At 66.7% G+C, this 13,949-nt stretch carries 13 protein-coding genes; 9 read left to right on the top strand and 4 right to left on the bottom strand.

All coding sequences use genetic code 11. The features are described from left to right. The first annotated feature begins 5 nt into the window (after positions 1–5). From trbK-alt to AC1RJ9_RS08595, 6 genes are read left to right on the top strand one after another with little or no spacing between them, the layout of a single operon-like run. Positions 6–308: a putative entry exclusion protein TrbK-alt gene (gene trbK-alt, locus AC1RJ9_RS08620; protein WP_017503599.1), complete on the top strand. Its 303-nt coding sequence runs from the start codon at positions 6–8 to the stop codon at positions 306–308. Further along, a complete protein-coding gene (trbL, locus tag AC1RJ9_RS08615; RefSeq protein ID WP_048938181.1) occupies positions 305–1,690 on the top strand; it encodes a P-type conjugative transfer protein TrbL in 1,386 nt (461 codons plus the stop codon). Before trbK-alt ends, trbL begins: the two co-directional genes overlap by 4 nt. Positions 1,691–1,696: 6 nt before the next feature. Next, complete coding sequence (gene trbF / locus AC1RJ9_RS08610; protein WP_012049883.1) at positions 1,697–2,380, top strand: conjugal transfer protein TrbF; 684 nt, start codon at positions 1,697–1,699, stop codon at positions 2,378–2,380. Then, on the top strand, positions 2,377–3,384 hold the full coding sequence (gene trbG, locus AC1RJ9_RS08605) for a P-type conjugative transfer protein TrbG (protein WP_017502077.1): 1,008 nt from the start codon (positions 2,377–2,379) through the stop codon (positions 3,382–3,384). The genes trbF and trbG overlap by 4 nt, the downstream gene beginning before the upstream one ends. Continuing rightward, positions 3,381–4,601 carry a TraB/TrbI/VirB10 family type IV secretion system protein gene (locus AC1RJ9_RS08600; protein WP_017502076.1) on the top strand — a complete coding sequence of 407 codons (1,221 nt, stop codon included), beginning with the start codon at positions 3,381–3,383 and terminating at the stop codon, positions 4,599–4,601. The genes trbG and AC1RJ9_RS08600 overlap by 4 nt, the downstream gene beginning before the upstream one ends. Further along, a complete protein-coding gene (locus AC1RJ9_RS08595) occupies positions 4,598–4,819 on the top strand; it encodes a DUF2274 domain-containing protein (RefSeq protein ID WP_017502075.1) in 222 nt (73 codons plus the stop codon). The genes AC1RJ9_RS08600 and AC1RJ9_RS08595 overlap by 4 nt, the downstream gene beginning before the upstream one ends. A gap of 17 nt (positions 4,820–4,836) precedes the next feature. On the opposite strand, the gene AC1RJ9_RS08590 is transcribed toward AC1RJ9_RS08595, so the two are convergent. The 4 genes from AC1RJ9_RS08590 to AC1RJ9_RS08575 form a co-directional block, all read right to left on the bottom strand. After that, positions 4,837–5,145, bottom strand: coding sequence for a hypothetical protein (locus AC1RJ9_RS08590; protein ID WP_017502074.1), 309 nt, complete (start codon positions 5,143–5,145; stop codon positions 4,837–4,839). Positions 5,146–5,147: 2 nt separating this feature from the next. Continuing rightward, a complete protein-coding gene (locus tag AC1RJ9_RS08585) occupies positions 5,148–6,089 on the bottom strand; it encodes a LysR family transcriptional regulator (RefSeq protein ID WP_017502073.1) in 942 nt (313 codons plus the stop codon). Then, positions 6,086–7,267 carry an efflux RND transporter periplasmic adaptor subunit gene (locus tag AC1RJ9_RS08580; RefSeq protein ID WP_081600934.1) on the bottom strand — a complete coding sequence of 394 codons (1,182 nt, stop codon included), beginning with the start codon at positions 7,265–7,267 and terminating at the stop codon, positions 6,086–6,088. Before AC1RJ9_RS08580 ends, AC1RJ9_RS08585 begins: the two co-directional genes overlap by 4 nt. Before the next feature lie 98 nt (positions 7,268–7,365). Further along, positions 7,366–7,578, bottom strand: a complete 213-nt coding sequence (locus tag AC1RJ9_RS08575) for a Flp pilus assembly complex ATPase component TadA (protein ID WP_026109364.1) — start codon at positions 7,576–7,578, stop codon at positions 7,366–7,368. Positions 7,579–8,034: 456 nt separating this feature from the next. Between AC1RJ9_RS08575 and AC1RJ9_RS08570 the strand changes: the two genes are divergently transcribed. The 3 genes from AC1RJ9_RS08570 to AC1RJ9_RS08560 are packed head-to-tail and all read left to right on the top strand — an operon-like array spanning position 8,035 to position 13,763. After that, positions 8,035–11,217 (top strand): efflux RND transporter permease subunit, encoded by a 3,183-nt coding sequence (locus AC1RJ9_RS08570; protein WP_017502070.1) that lies wholly within the window; start codon positions 8,035–8,037, stop codon positions 11,215–11,217. Next, complete coding sequence (locus tag AC1RJ9_RS08565; protein ID WP_017502069.1) at positions 11,210–12,373, top strand: efflux RND transporter periplasmic adaptor subunit; 1,164 nt, start codon at positions 11,210–11,212, stop codon at positions 12,371–12,373. The genes AC1RJ9_RS08570 and AC1RJ9_RS08565 overlap by 8 nt, the downstream gene beginning before the upstream one ends. Further along, positions 12,360–13,763, top strand: a complete 1,404-nt coding sequence (locus AC1RJ9_RS08560) for an efflux transporter outer membrane subunit (RefSeq protein WP_017502068.1) — start codon at positions 12,360–12,362, stop codon at positions 13,761–13,763. The genes AC1RJ9_RS08565 and AC1RJ9_RS08560 overlap by 14 nt, the downstream gene beginning before the upstream one ends. Positions 13,764–13,949 lie beyond the last annotated feature (186 nt).

Here is a 13,949-nt window from a genome sequence, read left to right as displayed (position 1 = left end):
GCCCGATGTCGCGCACGGCGAAGATCGCAGGGGTGGCGGCGCTGGCCGGGCTGATGATGACGGTGGCGATCGTCGCCGCCGTCCAGCCCGATGAGCCTGCGCCCGCGCCCCCGCTCTTCCTGCCGGCGGACGAAGGCCAGGCCAGGCTCGCCCGCGAGCTGGATCGCTGCGCCTCGCTCACCAAGCCGGATAGTGGCTGCGAGGCGGCCTGGGCCGTCAACCGCCGCCGCTTCTTCCGCCAGGACGAGCCCCCGCCCGAGATCGAGCGCGGCAGCGACACGGCGCCGGATGAAGGCACCCGGCCATGAACGACACCGGCGTTATCGACAATTTCCTCAACATCTTCACCGGCTACATCGACTCAGGCTTCGGCCTGCTCGGCGGCGAGGTCGCGTTCCTCTCGACCACGCTGATCGCCATCGACGTAACGCTCGCCGGCCTGTTCTGGGCCTGGGGCGCGGACGAGGACGTGCTTCAGCGCCTCGTCAAGAAGACGCTCTACATCGGCACCTTCGCTTTCATCATCGGCAATTTCTCGCTGCTCGCGACCATCGTGTTCGAGAGCTTCGCCGGGCTCGGCCTCCAGGCCAGCGGCGGGGCGATGACGATCGACGAGTTCATGAAGCCCGGCACGATCGCGGCGAAGGGGCTCGAAGCCGCCAAGCCGCTGCTCGATGCGGCGGGCCAGTTCTCCAGCCTTTGGGCCGTGTTCTCCAACCTCGCGCTGATCCTCGTGCTGCTGCTCGCCTGGGTGATCGTGGTGCTCGCCTTCTTCATCATCGCCGTGCAGGTCTTCATCACGCTGATCGAGTTCAAGCTGGTGACGCTGGCCGGCTTCGTCCTGCTGCCCTTCGCCTTCTTCAACAAGACCGCCTTCATGGCCGAGAAGGTGCTGGGCCATGTCGTCTCGACCGGCATCAAGGTGCTGGTGCTCGCCGTCATCACCGGCATCGGCACCACCTTGTTCAGCCAGTTCACCGGCGCTGCCCTCGGCCCCGCGCCCGACATCAATCAGGTCATGGCCATCGCGCTTGCCGCGCTGTCGCTGCTGGGCCTGTCGATCTTCGGCCCCAGCATTGCGAACGGCATCGTCTCGGGCGGCCCGCAGCTCGGCGCGGGTACGGCGGCCGGGACCGCGCTGGCGGCAGGCGGCGCGCTGATCGGAGGCGCCGCCGCCGCACGCCTTGGCGTGGGCGCGGCCGGGTCCGCAGTCGGTGCGGCCGGCCGGATGACCGGCGCCGCCGCGCGTGGTGGCGCTCAGATGGCAGGCGGTGCCACCAGCGCCTACAGCCTCGGCTCGTTCGGCAAGAGCGGTGCAGGCGCTGTTGCGGGCGGCATGGCCGCTGTCGGCCAAGCGGCGGCGGGAAGCGCGGCGAACGCCGTCCTTTCGCCCTTGCGCAAGGCGGCCGCCAAGGGCGGCGAGGCGATCAAGTCCAATTTCCGCTCCGGCGCCCGTGCCGGATTCACCGCAACCGGCGGCACGATCACCGGCGGGCCGGCATCCGCCGCCCCGGCGGCTGCAACCGCTGGCGGTTCCGCGTCGGCCGGCGCATCCGCCCAGCCTGAATGGGCCGCCGCGATGAAACGCCGCCAGGCCGTCAGCCACGGCGCGACCGTCCTCGCCCACACCATGAAGGCTGGCGACAGCCACGGCGGCGGCGCCGGTCCCGACATCAAAGAGAAGGACTGACCTCCCATGTTCCGACGCCCCACCATCCGCTACGGCCAGACGCCCGAACCCACGACACCCTATCAGCGCGCAGCCCAGCAATGGGACGACCGCATCGGCTCCGCGCGCGTGCAGGCGAAGAACTGGCGCCTCGCCTTCTTCGGCGCGCTGGCGCTCTCGGGCGGCCTTTCCGCCGGTCTCGTCTGGCAATCGGCGCGTGGGCATATCGTGCCCTGGGTGGTGCAGGTCGATCGGCTCGGCGAGGCCCAGGCCGTCGCCCCCGCCGAGGCGGGCTATCGCCCGACCGATCCGCAAATTGCGTTCCATCTCGCCCGCTTCATCGAGCAGGTCAGGGCGATCCCGGCCGATCCGGTGATCGTCCGCCAGAACTGGCTGCGCGCCTACGACTTCACGACCGATCGGGGCGCGGTGGCGCTCAACGACTACGCCCGCGCCAACGACCCCTTCGCCAATGTCGGCCGGGTGCAGGTCGCGGTGGACGTGTCGAGCGTGATCCGGGCATCGCCCGACAGCTTCCGCGTCGCCTGGACCGAGCGCCGCTATCAGGACGGCAGCCTTGCCGCCACCGAACGCTGGTCGGCGATCCTCACCATCGTCGTGCAGCCGCCGCGCACCCCCGACGCCCTGCGCAAGAATCCGCTCGGCGTCTTCGTCAACGCTTTGAATTGGTCAAGGGAGCTGTCGCAATGACGCACACGCCATTTCGCCGTTCCGCCTCGGCGGTCCTGCTTGTCTCCGCCACCGCGCTCGCCGGCTGCGCCACCACATCGGCGAAGCCGCCCGCGATTCGCTATGATGATCCGCCGCGCGAGATCGCGGCGACGCCGGCCGCGGAACCGCTCCGCGCCGTCGAGGTGGTGACGATCCCCGAACCCCTGCCGCTCCCCGGCCAATTGAAGCCGGTCGCGGCCGGGGCAGCGACTTCCGAGCCCGCCGATCCGCGCCGCCGTGTCGGGGCCGCCAACGCGGCCGCCCGCGTGCAGCCGGTGCGCGACGGTTTCCTCAACGCCATCCAGCAATATCCCTGGACGGACGGCGCGCTCTATCAGGTCTATGCCGCGCCCGGCCAGGTGACGGACATCGCGCTTCAGGAAGGCGAGCAGCTCGTGGGGCCCGGGCCGGTCGCGGCCGGCGACACCGTGCGCTGGATCATCGGCGACACGGTGAGCGGCAGCGGCGCGACGGCGCGCGTGCATATCCTGGCGAAGCCAACACGCCCCGACATTTCCACGAACCTCGTCATCAATACCGACCGGCGCACCTATCACATCGAATTGCGCGCGACCGCATCGACATACATGGCCTCGGTCTCATGGACCTATCCGCAGGACCAGCTCATCGCGCTGCGCGGCGCCAATGCCGCCGCTGCCCCCGTCGCGACCGGCCTCGACCTCGCGGCGCTCAACTTCCGCTACCGGATCGAGGGCGACCGCGTGCCGTGGAAGCCGGTTCGCGCCTTCGATGATGCAGCCCAAGTGTTCATCGAGTTTCCGGCCGGGATCTCGCAGGGCGAGATGCCGCCGCTGTTCGTGACCGGCGCGGCCGGCGATGCCGAGTTAGTTAATTACCGCGTGCAGGGCCGCTACATGGTGGTGGACCGGCTGTTCGCCGCCGCCGAGCTGCGCCTGGGCGACCGGCGCGGCGAGCAGCGCGTCCGCATCGTGCGCGACAATGGGCGCAGGGGGCGGCCGTGACCGATCCCGCCGACAATTCCCCGCCCGAGGCGGCCGCACCGCAAGCGCCGCGCCCCGATCCGCAAGCCTTCCAGCTTCGCGGCAACCCGCCGCGCGTCATGCGCCTGTCGCGCAAGGCGCTGGCCGCCCTCGGCGTCGTCGCCGGCCTCGGGATCGGCGGCTCACTGATCTATGCGCTCAAGCCGGCCGGCGAGAAGGAGGCCAAGGAGCTTTACAACACCGACAGCCGCGCCACGTCCGAGACCATCACGTCGGGACCGCGCGACTATAGCCAAGCGCCGAAACTCGGCCCGCCGCTTCCCGGCGACCTCGGCGGCCCGATCGTCTCGGCCCAGCAGCGCGGGGAGAATGTCCAGGTCCCGCCGGTCGGCGCCCAGCCCGATCCGCGCGCGCAGGCTGAGGAAGCCGCCCGCCAGCGCGCGCAGCAGGAGCGCGACGCCGCCCGCATGAGCGGCGTGTTCTTGGGTGGCAGCAGCGCCGGGGCCGCTGCGATGCCGTCTTTGCCGAACCTCGCGACGGCAGCGCCTGGTGCTCCTGCCTCACCGCAACCTGCCGAGACGGCGCAGGGCGACCAGGCCGCCAAGCGAGCCTTCTTGGCGCAGGCGTCTAATCAGCGGACGGTCAGCGTCGAACGCCTCGTGGCGCCGGCCTCGCCCAACATCGTGCAGGCCGGCAGCATCATCCCTGCCGCGCTCATCACCGGCATCCGTTCGGACCTTCCCGGCCAGATCACCGCCCAGGTAACGGCAAACGTCTATGACAGCCCTACGGGCCGCATCCTGCTCATCCCGCAGGGCACGCGGCTGATCGGCGAATATGACAGCGAGATCGCCGCCGGGCAGGCGCGCGTGCTGCTGGCATGGGATCGGCTGATATTGCCGGACGGCCGCTCGATCGTTCTCGAGCGCCAGCCCGGCGCTGATGCGGCCGGATATGCTGGCCTACAGGATCGCGTAAACCAGCATTGGGGCAATCTGCTGAAAGCCGCCGCCGTTTCGACACTGCTCGGCGTCGGCGCCGAATTGGGCGCGGATAGCGAGGACGAACTTACTCGCGCACTGCGTCGCGGCTCGCAGGACACCATCAACCAGACCGGCCAGCAGATCGTGCGTCGGCAGCTCAATGTGCAGCCGACGCTCACCATCCGGCCGGGGCATCCGTTGCGCGTGGTCATCACGCGCGACCTGGTGCTTGAACCGATCGGAGCGACACGATGACGAAATTGAAGTTGGGGCCGCTGGCCGACGATCGGCCGGTCAAGCTCTCCGTGGAGCTGCCCGCCGCCGTGCATCGCGATCTCGTCGCCTATGCCGCCGCGCTCGCAGCCGAGACCGGGGGAGCGCCGGTCCCGCCCGACAAGCTGGTCGCGCCGATGCTCGCCCGGTTCATGGAAACCGACCGCGCCTTTCGCCGGCACCGCGCGCAGGGGAAGTGAGAGCGCGCCGCCTGCCGTCAGTTGCCCATGAACTTCTTGAAGCGGTCGCGGCCTTCCGCCTCGATCACGGCCTGCTCGGCATTGGCGCACTCGCTGCCCCGCACCGAGCCTTCCGCGCATTGCCCCACGATCTCCCGTGCTTCATCGAGATGCGCCGCGAAATACTGCGTCCCGCGCGGTTCGGCCGGCTCCGGTGCGGCGGGGGCCGGACTCGCGAGGGCCGGCGCACGCTCGACGGGCATGATCACCGGGCGCAGCACGAAGCCCACGCCGAATCCGATGACCAGCGCGACCAGCACGATGAAGAGTGTCTTGCTTCGTGTCATGGCTATTTCTTTTCCGGTTGGTGATGTGATGGCTGCGGCATCAGAATGGGCGGCAGCGAATAGCGACCGGCCACGAGATCAAGGAAGCGCAGCAAGACGGGGTTGTCATTGTCTTCACGCCAATAGCCCGAGAAGCCGATCCGCATATGTCCATGACTGTCGTGGATTTCGCTGAACGTTACGCCTGGCACTTGGATACCCAAGGCGGATTCGGCGACAATCGAGAGACGCCCACCGAGCGCAATGGCGCTCAACATTGTCTCGCGTCCGATATCCTGCATGTCGATCTCTGGCATGCAACCGGGGACCCCAAGTTTGCCCATGAGGATGTTTCGGGTCTCTGGGCCGGGATCTCGTTCGGTCAGCAAAAAGTGTTCGCCGGTCAGGTCGGGCCAATGGATGCGTTCGCATTGGGTGAGTGGATGGCCTGCCGGCATTGCTACAAATATGCGCTCACTCCAGAAAGAACGGCTCATCAGACCCCGATAGGAGGCCTCCCCAATCATGATCGCGATATCGAGCAGGCCATTCTCGATCCCGGCCAACAGCATATCCCGATCGCGTTCAAAGCCGGATACTTTGACCTCGGGGTGGCGTTCGCCGAACTCGCTGAGCGTTGCCCGCAAGTTGCCGGCGGAGAAGGACGTATAGAAGCCTACGGCCAGCTTGCCGACGTGGCCGTTGTTCGTGGCGCGGACCCAGTTGTTCAGTTCCTCGAACTCCTTCACGATGCGCTGTGCCGTTCGCAGATAGGTTCTGCCATTCGGAGTCAGAGTGGCACCGCGGGTCTTGCGGTCGAACAGCGCCATGCCTAGCCGCTTCTCGATTTCGAGGACGTGTCGGCTGAGCGTTGCTTGCTTGATATTTATGCTGCGCGCCGCGCGACTGAAGCTACCGGCCTCGGCCGCCGCAATCAGGTAGCGGAGCTGGCGCAGCTCAATCACCGGGCTAACGGATCATCAGGCGGTGTCGTGAACTCCGTCCAGCCGCCACCCAGCGCCTTGTAGAGATTGATGAGATTACTGAGCCGCACCAGCTTGGAGCGGACCAAGGCTTGCTGTGACCCGTAAAGCGTGCGCTGCGCGTCGAGCAGGGCGAGGTTGTCATCCTCGCCTGAGTTGAGCCGCTGTTCCGCGAGCCTGTAGGCATTGCGGCTGGCATCGACCCGCTGCGTTTCCGATCGGATTTGGGCGTCCAAGGTTCCTTTGCCGGCGAGCCCGTCAGCCACGTCGCGGAAGGCGGATTGGATCGCCTTCTCATAGTTGGCGATTTCGATCCGTTTCTGCACGTCCGCGCGATCGAGGTTGGCTCTCAGCGCGCTGCCGCCGAAGATTGGAAGCGGCAGGGTGATGCGCGGCATGAAGCTCCATGCGCCCGACCCCGATGAGAACAGATCGTCGAGGCTCGCGCTCGCCGTTCCCGCCGAGCCGGTCAGACTGATCGTCGGGAAGAACGCTGAGCGGGCAGCGCCGATATTCGCGTTGGCGGCGCGCAGCGTATGTTCGACCGCGCGGATGTCGGGTCGGCGCGCCAGAAGGTCCGAGGGCACGCGATCGACCCGGCCGCCGACCGGCGCCGTGACCTGCGTAAAGGAAAGGTCGAGCCGTGCGGCGGCTACGGCCGCGCTACCGGCCTGCACCTGTGCGCGTGCGGCGTTCCGCTGCGCCAGCGCGTCGTCATAAGTCTTGCGCGAGATTGCGCCGGTCGCGACGAGTTGTTCCGAGCGGGTGAAATTGCTTTCGGCGAGCGTTGCGGAGGCTTGCGCCTGACGAAGCTGCGCCTGCGCCTGATCGAGCGCGACCTGGAATGGTCGCGGATCAATGCGGAACAGAAGCTGCCCCTTCCTGACGAGCACGCCTTCGGGGACATGGACGGAGACGATTGCGCCGCTGACGCGGGGCCGCAACTCGACGCTCTGGGGCGCCGATAGCGAACCGTTGAACTCGGCCGAGGGGGCAAGCTCGCGCACGACAACTTGCGCTACTGGCACTTGCGGCGCTGCCGCCGCTTGTGCGCCCTGATCGCCGCCCGATTTGCTACAAGCTGACGTAAGGCCGCCAATAGCCAAGGCTATGGAAGCCAGGAGAAGTGCGCTTTTTGTCGGCATGATATTGCCTTTCAACTGTGCCGCGCCTTGTTCATCCGTTCCGCGGCGTCTGATCGATTCCTGTTCGCTTTGCGGCTTCCAGCGTTGGCAAGGTCAAGGATTATTTTCAACAATCATTCATATGAATATAGATAAATATGAAAGGATAGGCGATAGGTCGAAGGGGCACGCCGGCATGGCGCGTCGAGCGTCGCAATGCCATCCTTGGTGCGCATCGCGACGAGATTAGGCGCGGCGCATTGAAGCTCGCGCGTGTCCTCAATGATGACGACGCGGTCGGGACCCTTGGCGACTTCGGCTAGAAGCGCCGCTTGGTCGGCGGCCATGGTGCCCGACTGCACATAGTCATCGAGCAACGTACCGGCGGCGTAGGTCCGACGTGAGCCCGAAGTGATTCATCCCTTGACCTTCCAAACGTTGGAAGAAGCATCGGTCTGCGGCAACAAACGAATCAATGCGGAAAGTCAGGAATTCCCGGATTCCTGAAGCCGTCCCTCAACCGCCGACGCCGTCATCGGCTTCTCCGAGCGCAAAAATGACGCTGCCATTTGCTCGTCATCGCCACGGCCAGCTCATGGTGGTGCTTGACTGCATCGAGTTGACATCAAACAAATGAACACATATTCATGTGCACATCTTATGGCTCCGTTTGAGATCGACATGCCCCATTCCCACAGCCACCACGATCACGATCACGCAAGACGGGAGCATGCCCATTTTCGCGATCTCGCGGGAGGACGTGCGATGCCTAGCAAGTCACCTATGTTTCGGAACCAGCCACGATGATGGCGCTCGTGCGGGTCGCGCTAACGCGACCGCTGACCTTCATCGTGATGGCCGTGCTGATCTTTGGCCTCGGCATCCTGTCCGTTCTGAGGATGCCGGTCGACATCTTCCCGCGCATCGGCGTGCCGGTGATCGCGACCGCCTGGACCTATAATGGGCTGTCGCCCGAGGACATGGCCGGACGGATCATCAATCCGTTCGAACGCGTGCTGACCACGACCGTCAACGACATCGACCGGATCGAGAGCCAGTCGATGAACGGCGTTGGCGTCGTGCGGATTTACTTCCAGCCAGGCGCGGACATTCGCACCGCGACCGCGCAGGTCACGTCGATCTCGCAGGCCATTTTGCGTCAGCTTCCGCCGGGCATCTCTCCGCCGTTCATCGTCAACTATGACGCCTCGACCGTGCCGATCGTCCAGCTCGCCCTCTCCGGCGAAGGGCTGAGCGAACAGCAGCTCTACGATCTCGGCGTCAATCAAATCCGCCCGCAGCTCATCACCGTGCCGGGCGTCGCCATGCCCTTCCCATTCGGCGGCAAGCAGCGTCAGATACAGATCGACATCGACCCTGAGGCGCTGCGCGCTCGCGGCCTGTCCGCCGGCGACGTCGCGGCGGCGATTGCCGCGCAAACCCAAATCATCCCGGCGGGCTTCGCCAAGGTCGGCGGCCTGCAATACACCGTCAGGCTCAACAATGCGCCGGGCTCGGTCGAGCAGTTGAACAATCTGCCAGTTCGCGTGGTCGACGGCGCGACGATCACCATGCGCGACATCGCCCAAGTCCGCGACGGCGCGCCGCCGCAAATGAACATCGTCCAAGTCGAAGGCCAGCGGTCAGTCCTGATGACCGTGCTCAAGAGCGGTGCGGCCTCAACCATCGATATCGTCAATACGGTTCGCGAGCGTATCCCACAGATCACCGAGGGCCTCCCGGAAACGCTGCGCGTCCAGCTTATCGGCGACCAGTCGGTGCTGGTGAAGGCGGCCGTCTCCACCGTGGCCTATGAGGGTGTGTTGGCCGCCGTGCTGACCTCGCTGATGATCCTGCTGTTTCTGGGATCGTGGCGATCGACGATCATCATCGTGACCACGATACCCTTGGCGATCCTCGCCGCGTTGTTGGCGCTGAGCGCGACCGGCCAGACGATCAACATCATGACGCTGAGCGGCTTGGCTCTGGCCATCGGCATATTGGTCGACGACGCGATGGTCACGATCGAGAACATCAACTGGCACCTTGAGAAAGGGAAGCCGGTTCTACGCTCGATCATGGACGGCGCGGCGCAGATCGTGACGCCCGCCTTCGTGATCGTGACGTGCATCTGCATCGTCTTCGTGCCGATGTTCTTCCTGCCGGGCGTCGCAGGCTATCTGTTCGTGCCGCTGGCACTGGCGGTGATCTTCTCGATGATCGCCTCGTTCATCCTGTCGCGCACGCTCATCCCGACGATGGCGATGTATCTGCTACGCCCGCATCGGGAGGGCGAAGAGGCCGAGCGCGCCCGCTCGCGCAATCCACTCGTCCGGTTCCAGCATCGCTTTTCGACCGGGTTCGACAGGCAGAAGGACCGCTTCGGGCGGGTGCTTTCCCGCGTGATGTCCGCACGGCGCATCTTCATCCCGGCGTTCCTCGGCGCGATGGTGGCGTCGCTGCTGCTCATTCCCACACTTGGCCGCGACTTCTTTCCCACTGTGGATGCTGGGCAAATCACCCTGCATGTGCGCGCGCCGGCAGGCACGCGCATCGAGGACAGCACGGCGCTGATCTCGCGGGTGCAGACGCGGGTGCGCGAATTGATCCCCGCCGAGCAGGTTGAATCGGTCGTCGCCAATGTCGGAATGTCCTCCGCGCTGCTCAACGTCATCTACAACAATACGGGGACGGTGGGACTGAACGAGGGCGATATCCTCATCTCGCTCGGGCGGAACCGAACCGCGACGGACACGCATGTCGCCACTTTGCGGCGCGAGCTGCCCGTGAGCTTTCCGGGCGTTGATTTCTCCTTCCTGCCTGCCGACATCACCAGCCAAATCCTGAACTTCGGCTCGCCAGCGCCGATCGATATCCAGGTGCGCGGCCGGAATCTCGCGGCGAACGAAGCTTATGCGCAAGCGATCCTCAAACGCGTTCGGACCGTGCCCGGCCTCGCCGACGCCCGACTCCAGCAATCCTCGCGCGCGCCGCAGCTCAACATCGACATCGATCGCTCGCGGATCGCGCAATACGGGCTCAACCAGCGTGACGTAACCACCAGCGTCGCGACCGCCCTAGCCGGCACGCAGCAGTCTGCGCCGGTTTACTGGCTCAATCCCGAAAACGGGGTGTCCTATCCTGTCGTGGCGCAAGTCCCCGAACTGGAGGTCGACACGATCGCTGCGCTGGAAGCGCTGCCGGTTTCGGCGACGGGCGCCGGGGAGGCCCAGACGCTGGGCGGTCTTGGCGCCGTGACTCGCAATACGACCATCAACGTAGCGAGCCGAGCAGACATCCAGCCGGTCATCAACATCTATGCCACGCCGCAGGCTCGCGACCTGGGCGCCGTGGCCGGCGACATTCATCGCATCATTGCCGAGATGGATGCCGAGCGCCCGGCCGGCGTAACCGTCACGCTGGCGGGACAATATGAGACGATGAACCACGCCTTCTCCGGTCTCGCTTTCGGGCTGATCGGCGCGATTATCCTCATCTACCTCGTGATCGTCGTGACCTTCCAGAGCTGGATCGACCCGCTGGTCATCATCGGCGCGCTGCCGGCCGCCTTCGCCGGCATCGTCTGGATGCTGTTCGTGACCGGCACGACCATCTCCGTGCCCGCGCTCACCGGCGCGATCATGTGCATGGGCGTCGCCACCGCCAACTCCATCCTGGTGGTCAGCTTCGCACGCGAACGCCTAGCCGAGACCGGCGACGCCACCCGCGCCGCGATCGAGGCGGCGGTGGTCCGTTTCCGCCCCGTGCTGATGACCGCGCTCGCGATCATCATCGGCATGACCCCCATCGCGCTCGGTATCGGCGAGGGCGCCGAGCAGAACGCTCCGCTCGGCCGCGCGGTGATCGGCGGCTTGATCTTCGCAACCGTGGCGACACTGCTGCTCGTGCCGGCGCTGTTCAGCATCGCCCATCGCAAGGGCGCGCCTTCCTCACCCGCAAGGGAGCTTGAACTCCAGCATGTCTGATCCAACCCCAAAGAAGCGCGCCGGCCTTTATCTCGGCGCGGCCGGTCTCGTGATTGCCGCACTGGTCGGAGGCGGCCTCGTTTCGCGCGGCATGGCCGAAAGCGAACAGGCAGCCATCGCGGCCGAGAACGCGCTGCCCACCGTCAGCCTGGTTCAGCCCCGCGTGTCCGAGGGAGGCGAGATCGTGCTGCCGGGCAGTCTCGATCCCTATAATCGCGCCGCGATCAACGCGCGGGTGAGCGGCTATGTGCGCGAATGGCGCGCGGACATCGGGGACCGGGTGCGGCGCGGGCAAACGCTCGCCATCCTCGATGCGCCCGAGATCGACCAGCAGCTCGCGCAGGCCCAGGCGGCCTATCAGACCGCGGCCGCTGATCGCGGGCTGGCCGAAACCACGGCGGCGCGCTGGAACAATCTGCTCGAAAAGGACGCCGTGTCCCGGCAGGAAGCCGATGAGCGGCAGGGGCAGTTTGCCGCTGCCGATGCGCGCGCACGGGCCGCTCAGGCGGACGTCGGCCGGCTGAGGGCGCTGACCGGATTTACGCGGCTGACGGCGCCGTTCGATGGCGTCGTCACCAGCCGCTCGGCCCAGCTCGGCGCCTTGGTCCAGACGGGCGCGCCGGGGGTGGAACCCTTGTTCACCGTTGCCGACGTCAGCCGCCTGCGCCTCTATGTGCGCGTACCGCAAGCTTTTTCGGGAAGGCTGGTGCGCGGCACGCAAGCGATGTTCACCGTGCCTGACAGACCGGGCGAGGTGTTCGAGGCCACACTGTCCCGTCTCTCCGAGGCGGTGGACCGCCAATCCGGCGCAATGCTGGTGGAATTTCTGGTCGATAACGGCGCTCGACGCCTGAGACCCGGCAGCTACGCGGAGGTGCGGGTGTCCGTGCCTGGCGGCGCCGAAACGGTCCAGGTGCCGGCGAGCGCCCTGATCCTCGGTTCCGACGGCGCGCGGGTCGCCGTGGTCGATGGCCAGGGTCAGGTCGCGCTTCGGGAGGTTGCGGTGGGTCGCGACCAGGGCGCGACCATCGAGATTATCTCGGGGCTACGTCCAACCGACCGCATCGTTCAGACCCCTCCCGACGCGCTGGCCACCGGCGACAAGGTCCGGGTAGTTCCCGCACGGCAACCGGCGGCTCCGAATGCGCAGCGCTAGGATAGCATTCGTCGCCGCGATCGGCCTCGGCGGCTGCGCCACCCTGCCGCCGATGCAAACGCCGGCAATCGAGACCCCGGCAAGCTTCCGCCATGTGGAAGGATGGACGACGGCCGCGCCCGGCGATCATCTAGACCGTGGCGAGTGGTGGCGCGGATTCGCGGACCCGGTGCTCGACGAGCTGATGGCGCGGCTGGACGAGCGGACCCCGACGCTCGCGGCCGCGCTTGCCCGTTACGACCGGGCGTTGGCGGCGGCACGGCTCGACCGCTCCAACCAGTTGCCGAATGTCGATCTGACCGGCGGGGCTTCGCGCGAGCGGCTTTCAGCCGGACGATCGATCGGAGCTGGCGAGCCCGTAATCGCGAACCAGATCCTCTTCGGTGTTGGTCTCGATTATGAGTTGGACCTTTGGGGCCGGGTCCGCAACAGCGTGCGCGCCGCTACGGCGGATGCCGAAGCGCAGGAGGCCGCCTTGCGCTCGGCGCGGCTCAGCCTTCAGGCTTCGGTCGCCGATCTCTATGTCCAACTTCGCGCCGTCGATGCCGAGCAGGTCCTGCTGACCAGGACCGTGGCCGCCTATGCGCGCGCCGATGATTTGATCCGCACCCGCCACGAAGGCGGCATTGCCTCTGGCGTGGACCGTAGCCGATCGACGGCCCAGCTCGCCGATGCCCGCGCCCGTCTGGAGGCGCTACGGGCGCAGCGCGCGGGGATCGAGAACCGGATCGCGGCGCTGGTTGGCGAGAGCGCCTCTGTTTTCGCCATCGATCCCGCGCAACGAAGCCTTGCGCTGCCTGACCTGCCGCCGTCCCTGCCCTCCGAACTTCTTCAGCGCCGTCCCGACATCGCCGAGGCGCAGCGCCGCCTGGTCGCCGCCAATGCGCGGATCGGCGTCGCGCGGGCCGCCTTCTATCCGCGCATCAGCCTCGGGCTCGGCGCGGGGTATCAGGCGGTCGAGGCGCCGATCGTCAGCGCGGATACTGGTTTCTGGGCGCTCGGGCCGATCACCACGATCTTCAATCTGTTCGACGGTGGCGGACGGCGAGCGCGGCTGGCCATCAGCCGGACGGACTATGAAGAACTCGCCGCGGGCTACCGCCAGACCGTGCTGGATGCGTTCCGGGAGGTGGAGGATGCCCTGTCTCGCATGGATGCCTTGACGGGTCAGGATCGCGAGCAGCGCATAGCCGCCCAAGCGGCGGCGCGGGCTGAGAGCCTGGCGCTTGATCGCTATCGCGACGGCGCGGCCGACTATCTGGAGGTGACGACGGCCCAAACCGCCGCGCTCGCCGCGCAACGCGCCAGCATCACGGTCGAATATGATCGCGCCCGAACGGCAATCGCCTTGATCCGGGCGCTGGGAGGCGCGACCCCGGACGACACATGACGGAGAAGCGCCGCCCTTCACGACGAGACCTACTGCAAATCGGCGGGGTGGTCGCCATAGGTTATGGCGTCAGCGTTTTTCTGAAGGCGACCGCACCACTCGGGATCAACGCGTCCGCTTGTTGTCGGACTTGTTGACCACGGCTTAGCGGGAGCGGCGCCGCATCGTGGAGCGGTGTCGAATATC

This window comes from Caulobacter sp. GW822-FHT07D08, from assembly GCF_058798735.1.
Note: the sequence above shows the minus strand (reverse complement) of the source record. Positions and strands in the feature narration are given on the sequence as shown.

What these genes read in the sequence shown, in the direction of transcription:
- trbK-alt (WP_017503599.1), top strand. Translation starts at nt 6, where the DNA reads ATGTCGCGCACGGCGAAGATCGCAGGGGTGGCGGCGCTGGCCGGGCTG.
- trbL (WP_048938181.1), top strand. Translation starts at nt 305, where the DNA reads ATGAACGACACCGGCGTTATCGACAATTTCCTCAACATCTTCACCGGC.
- trbF (WP_012049883.1), top strand. Translation starts at nt 1,697, where the DNA reads ATGTTCCGACGCCCCACCATCCGCTACGGCCAGACGCCCGAACCCACG.
- trbG (WP_017502077.1), top strand. Translation starts at nt 2,377, where the DNA reads ATGACGCACACGCCATTTCGCCGTTCCGCCTCGGCGGTCCTGCTTGTC.
- AC1RJ9_RS08595 (WP_017502075.1), top strand. Translation starts at nt 4,598, where the DNA reads ATGACGAAATTGAAGTTGGGGCCGCTGGCCGACGATCGGCCGGTCAAG.
- AC1RJ9_RS08590 (WP_017502074.1), bottom strand. Translation starts at nt 5,145, where the DNA reads ATGACACGAAGCAAGACACTCTTCATCGTGCTGGTCGCGCTGGTCATC.
- AC1RJ9_RS08575 (WP_026109364.1), bottom strand. Translation starts at nt 7,578, where the DNA reads ATGGCCGCCGACCAAGCGGCGCTTCTAGCCGAAGTCGCCAAGGGTCCC.
- AC1RJ9_RS08570 (WP_017502070.1), top strand. Translation starts at nt 8,035, where the DNA reads ATGATGGCGCTCGTGCGGGTCGCGCTAACGCGACCGCTGACCTTCATC.
- AC1RJ9_RS08565 (WP_017502069.1), top strand. Translation starts at nt 11,210, where the DNA reads ATGTCTGATCCAACCCCAAAGAAGCGCGCCGGCCTTTATCTCGGCGCG.
- AC1RJ9_RS08560 (WP_017502068.1), top strand. Translation starts at nt 12,360, where the DNA reads ATGCGCAGCGCTAGGATAGCATTCGTCGCCGCGATCGGCCTCGGCGGC.